The following is a 5,186-nucleotide window of genomic DNA, read 5'->3' as shown; positions in this document are numbered from 1 at the left end:
CTGTACGAGTTTCAGCTACGCTTCCATGGGAAATCATTTCAACAATATTTCACGGCTGAGGGCGACTTATATATAGTGCCCGACTCAGTGTAACTTCTTTCGGTCGGTCACACAAGGTAATTAGCTTAATATCGTTCTAAGTGCAAACATAACTTTTTTACTTATGCGTCATTGGATTAGCGGTTTATTTTTATCTACCACCATTTGCGTTGGTATGACTGTAAAAAACTTAAATGAAGAGACGATAGGTATCGTAGAAAGAACAATTATTGAGGCCCATACTGGTCGGCTCACTGGCCTCCTGATCCAAGTATCGGAACAGTGCTTACCTGCACAAGAAATACAGCGCAACAAAGTCGTTTCACCAATTTCATCAGTTCTAGTAAGTCAGAAACAGCCGGACACACTGTACTGGAATATGTCTAAGGATCAATTACAGGCAACGTTATGTCCTCCTCAAAGCTAATTGCTTAGTAAATATTGATCGGTATACCATTTACGCTATCTCAATTATTTACAGCGAACTACGGATAGCAATTATTCCTGAATACGGGCAATAGTATTTTAGAGCGTTCTCTCTAAACTTTACGAAGATGTTTATTGGAAGTCGTAAACTCTATTTCCGATAACTGAAAGGTAGGCGTATAATAATAGCTAGCAGTTTACGTTTTCCGTCTTAAAAAGTTACATTTAGCATAACCTTTTTGTCAAAAATTCCGTTATTACTACTAAATACTTAATTTTTTTACTTTTAAACTACACCTACATCATGAGATATAGCAATAACTTTTTGAAGAAATTTACCACCTATTTTGTCAGTGCTGGCATTATACTATTTACCGCGGTAGGCTGTGGATCTTCTAACGAAAATGCTGAAGCAACTAACGAACAGGTCTCGGAAAGCCAAACTGAGGTAGCCGAGAGTACCGAGATGGAGGAGCCTGAATCCACTCAGCAGACCGAAATGAGCGAAGTTGAAACCAACAAAGTAGTTAATACTAAGCCAGCTATTACCCGCAATTCGGAAGAGTTTCGAGCAATGAGGGAGCTTCGAGAACGCAATCGCAATAACGAAGTATTAGCCGGAATTAATGTTAAATACGGCGACTGGGATGCCAACGGTGATAATGCCCTAAATGAAAGTGAGTTTTTTGACGGATTCTACAGCGTGTGGGACTTTGACCAAAACGATGCTGTGAACGAAGAAGAATTTAATAAAGCAGCCGAGAACTTGTTTGCAAACTACGAATTTAGCGAATATGGCCAGTTCACTGATTGGGATGCTGATGGTAATAGCGAACTTACCAAGTCGGAATTTATGAATGGTTTAAATAGTATATTAACGTCAGATACCGGACAGGAATCAGCTAGTCGCTTAATGACTATCTGGGATTTAGATAACGACAAAAAGATTGAGAGAATTGAAATGAGCAATATTACTATACTGCTCGACGCTGATAACAACTAATATATCTTCTGTTCTTACTTTATAAGCAGTGCTGCTAAGTACTGCTTTTTTTATTCGAAATAGTCAAGAACCAATCTGGCTTTTTAGTGCTGAAAAATAGCTCTATATTGAAACAGTTTAGCCTACAACTACCTATGAAAAAAGCAAAACCAGACAACTCGCTCCCTGCATTAATTGGGAAAGCTTCTCGCTTGCTTACCAATCAAATCACAAAGAACTTAGCTGAATACCAAGTCACTGCCGAGCAGTGGGCCATCTTAGATAGCCTCTGGACTCAAGATGGGCAAACCCAACAACAGTTGGCTAACCTTACTCACAAGAACAAAGCAAGCATTACCCACCTTATTGATAATCTAGAAAAAAGAAATTTGGTAAAGCGGGTAACCCACGAGAAAGACCGTCGGAATAAAATAATTTACCTTACCCCTGACGGTACAGACCTAAAAGGACCGCTTACTAAAGCAGTGAAGCGGACTCTAAAACAGCTAACTACGGGGTTAGATAAAAAAGACGTGAAAGGCTGCCGAAAGACTTTGAAAAAACTGGTTCAGAACTTAGTGGAGGCCTAACGCAGGATTTTCTTTATAGGTAGTCGTCTATTTAGTAGCGTACTCAAACTAAAATTATATGAAAGTTTCTATCGCTGATCTACGAAAAATTCCTACGTTACAAGACTTAAAAGATGAAGCCTTGCAGTGGTTAATTGACCGTTCGGAGTGCCGGATACTACAGGAAGATGAGTACATGTTTAAGAAGGGCGATCCGATTAACTACATGCATATATTGCTGAAAGGAAGACTACGAATAAAATTACAACAAGGAAAGCAGTTACGCGAAATTAGTGCAATGGAGACGGGCACTATTACTGGCACGTTGCCCTATTCGCGGATGCAAGAAGCGACCGGATTCGGAATTGCTACCGAAGAAACTCACGTGCTCTCGCTTCATAAGAAGCATTTTATTGAGATGGAACAGGTCAGCCGCGATATGGTGCAAGCACTGGTGGGAGTGATGACCACTCGGGCGCGAGATTTTACCCGTATTCAGCAACAAAACGAGAAGATGATGGCTCTGGGTAAACTTTCGGCGGGGTTAGCCCACGAACTAAATAATCCGGCGGCAGCTATTGTCCGAAGCTCCGATATCCTTCGGCAACATATGCACCAAACACCCGATAATTTTAAAAAAGTGATTCTCATTCGGTTGGAACCGGAGCAAGTAGATGCTGTGAACGATATACTTTTCTCTAAAATTAGCACTCCCCCACCCACACTTAGCATGATGGAGCGCAACAACCAAGAAGATGAAATTGCAGAATGGTTGGAAGATCAAGGTTGGGATGAGGGTTACGAGGCTGCGGAGAACTTTGTGGAGTTTGGCATCACACTAGATGATTTAGAAGAGATGGATGAAATTATTGAAGGTAAACATACCAAGCCGGTATTCAATTGGCTTAACAATGTGCTCATCACCGAACGCCTAGTAAAAGAGATAGAAGAAGCATCCCAGCGAATATCTACCCTAATTCAATCGGTAAAGACCTATACGCACATGGATCGTTCTACCGAAAAATCTGAGGCCGATATTCACCAAGGACTGAATAGTACATTAACAATGCTTAACCATAAGTTGAAGCAAAAGAATATTCAAATCAATAAAGAGTATGCCGACGATGTACCAGAAATTCCAGTCTACGTGAGTGAAATTAATCAGGTCTGGACTAATCTGATTGATAACGCAGTAGATGCTATGGACGACAAAGGTACGCTAACCGTTCGCACCCAGGCTAACAATCAAGATATACGAGTAGATATTATTGACACCGGTAGCGGGATCCCCCCGGACATTCAAGGAAGTATTTTTGACCCATTCTTTACTACCAAAGCAGTAGGGCAAGGCAGCGGGCTAGGATTAGATATTGTGCAGAAAATTATTGAGCAACATCAAGGCACCATTAAAGTAAAATCTGAACCCGGCGAAACCCAGTTTACAATTTGCTTTCCGATTCATAGTCCATAGTCCATTACAATTTTCAGTGAACGGCGGGCTATCGACCGTTGACTACTGGCTATTAAGCATCCAAACCATTTTACTGCACCCGCGTTCTAGCAAGTGTACTACCCTAACGTTGAGTTGACCTTTCCTCTATGAAACGCCCTATCCTATTTGCCATTGACGATGACCCTCAGGTAATCCGTGCTATTGCCCGCGATCTGCGTAGTGAATACAAAAAAGAGTATCGCATACTAAGTACTGATTCTACTCGCGAGGCCCTTGAATCGCTGAAAGAGCTAAAAAAGCAGGGAGAAGAGGTGGCTATGTTTCTTTCTGATCAGCGAATGCCCGATATGCTGGGTGTTGAGTTTTTACAACAGGCCAAAGACTTTTATCCCAAATCGAAGAAGGTACTACTCACCGCTTATTCCGATATTGACGCGGCCATTAAGGCAATTAACGATGTACAATTAGATTACTACTTAACTAAACCCTGGGACCCACCTACCGAAAAACTCTATCCCGTACTGAATGATCTGTTAGACGATTGGCAAAGCAACTTTGTGCCAGATTACTCCGGTATCAGAATTGTGGGCTACCAATATTCACCTAAGTCACACGAAGTAAAAGACTTTCTGGCGGGTAACTTAATTCCCTATCGTTGGCTGGATGTAGAAAATAATGAGAAAGCTTGCGAACTACTGGCGTTAAATAATATTGAAGAAAAAGACTTACCGGCAATTTTCCTTGAAGATGGCTCTTTTTTAATTGATCCTTCAATTAGTCAGATTGCTGAAAAAATTGGCATGAGGCTAGAGGCAACCGCTCAGCTCTACGATGTAATAATTATTGGTGCGGGTCCGGCAGGCTTAGCTGCTGCTGTATATGGTGGGTCAGAGGGGCTAAAAACTTTACTAATAGAAAAAAGAGCCCCCGGTGGCCAAGCCGGAACCAGTTCTCGCATCGAAAACTACCTAGGCTTTCCTAATGGTTTAAGCGGAGCTGACCTTACCCGCCGGGCTATTTCTCAGGCCAAACGATTGGGTACTGAGTTCCTTTCGCCGGTAGAGGTTACTAATATTCAGCTTCAGGATCAGTACAAAATTGTGACGCTCTCGGACGGTAGCGAGCTACGAACTAAGAGCATTATTATTGCCACTGGGGTGAATTACCGCAAATTGGAAGCAACCGGAGTTCATAACTTTACCGGGGCGGGGGTCTACTACGGGGCCGCTACCACGGAAGCTAATGCTTGTCAGGATAAAGATATTTTCATTGTTGGCGGAGGAAATTCTGCCGGCCAGGCGGCAATGTATCTTGCCAACTTTGCCAAACGGGCGTATATCGTTGTTCGCAAACCTGATTTGTCTTCCTCTATGTCTCAGTATCTGATTGATCAGATTGACGGTACAAAAAACATTGAAGTGTTAGGTGAATCTGAAGTGGTTGAAGCTTGTGGGTCCGATCATTTGGAAGCACTAGTACTGGAAGATCAGAATACTCAAGAAAGACGGAAGGTAGATGCCGGTGCATTGTTTATCTTTATTGGCAACCGACCTTTTACCGACTGGATCACCTTGGATATTGCTAAAAATGATAAGGGTTTTATAAAAACTGGGCAAGATGTGATACGCAATAGTAAAAAAGACTGGTCGCTAAAGCGTGAACCCTTTTTGCTAGAAACCAGCGTACCGGGCATCTTTGCCTCAGGGGATGTCCGAGC

General features: G+C 42.2%; 5 protein-coding genes. All 5 read left to right on the top strand.

The genetic code is table 11. From position 1 onward, the window contains the following. The first annotated feature begins 163 nt into the window (after positions 1 to 163). On the top strand, positions 164 to 466 hold the full coding sequence (locus tag WBA23_RS08930) for a hypothetical protein (RefSeq protein ID WP_424581928.1): 303 nt from the start codon (positions 164 to 166) through the stop codon (positions 464 to 466). Positions 467 to 769: 303 nt separating this feature from the next. Beyond that, the gene (locus WBA23_RS08925) at positions 770 to 1,468 is read left to right on the top strand and encodes a hypothetical protein (RefSeq protein WP_424581927.1); all 699 of its coding nucleotides are present in this window, start codon (positions 770 to 772) and stop codon (positions 1,466 to 1,468) included. A 134-nt stretch (positions 1,469 to 1,602) separates the two neighbouring features. Next, on the top strand, positions 1,603 to 2,037 hold the full coding sequence (locus tag WBA23_RS08920; RefSeq protein ID WP_424581926.1) for a MarR family winged helix-turn-helix transcriptional regulator: 435 nt from the start codon (positions 1,603 to 1,605) through the stop codon (positions 2,035 to 2,037). Between the two features lie 58 nt (positions 2,038 to 2,095). Beyond that, entirely contained in the window at positions 2,096 to 3,487 is a 1,392-nt protein-coding gene (locus WBA23_RS08915; RefSeq protein ID WP_424581925.1) for a sensor histidine kinase, read from the top strand. Between the two features lie 128 nt (positions 3,488 to 3,615). Beyond that, positions 3,616 to 5,186 (top strand): FAD-dependent oxidoreductase (locus WBA23_RS08910; protein WP_424581924.1); only part of this gene is annotated, 1,571 nt, incomplete at its 3' end.

Origin of the sequence: Tunicatimonas sp. (genome assembly GCF_049647865.1) — a bacterium.
In the GTDB taxonomy this organism is placed as follows: Bacteria; Bacteroidota; Bacteroidia; order Cytophagales; family Cyclobacteriaceae; genus Tunicatimonas.
This window is presented reverse-complemented; position numbering and strand designations above follow the sequence as displayed.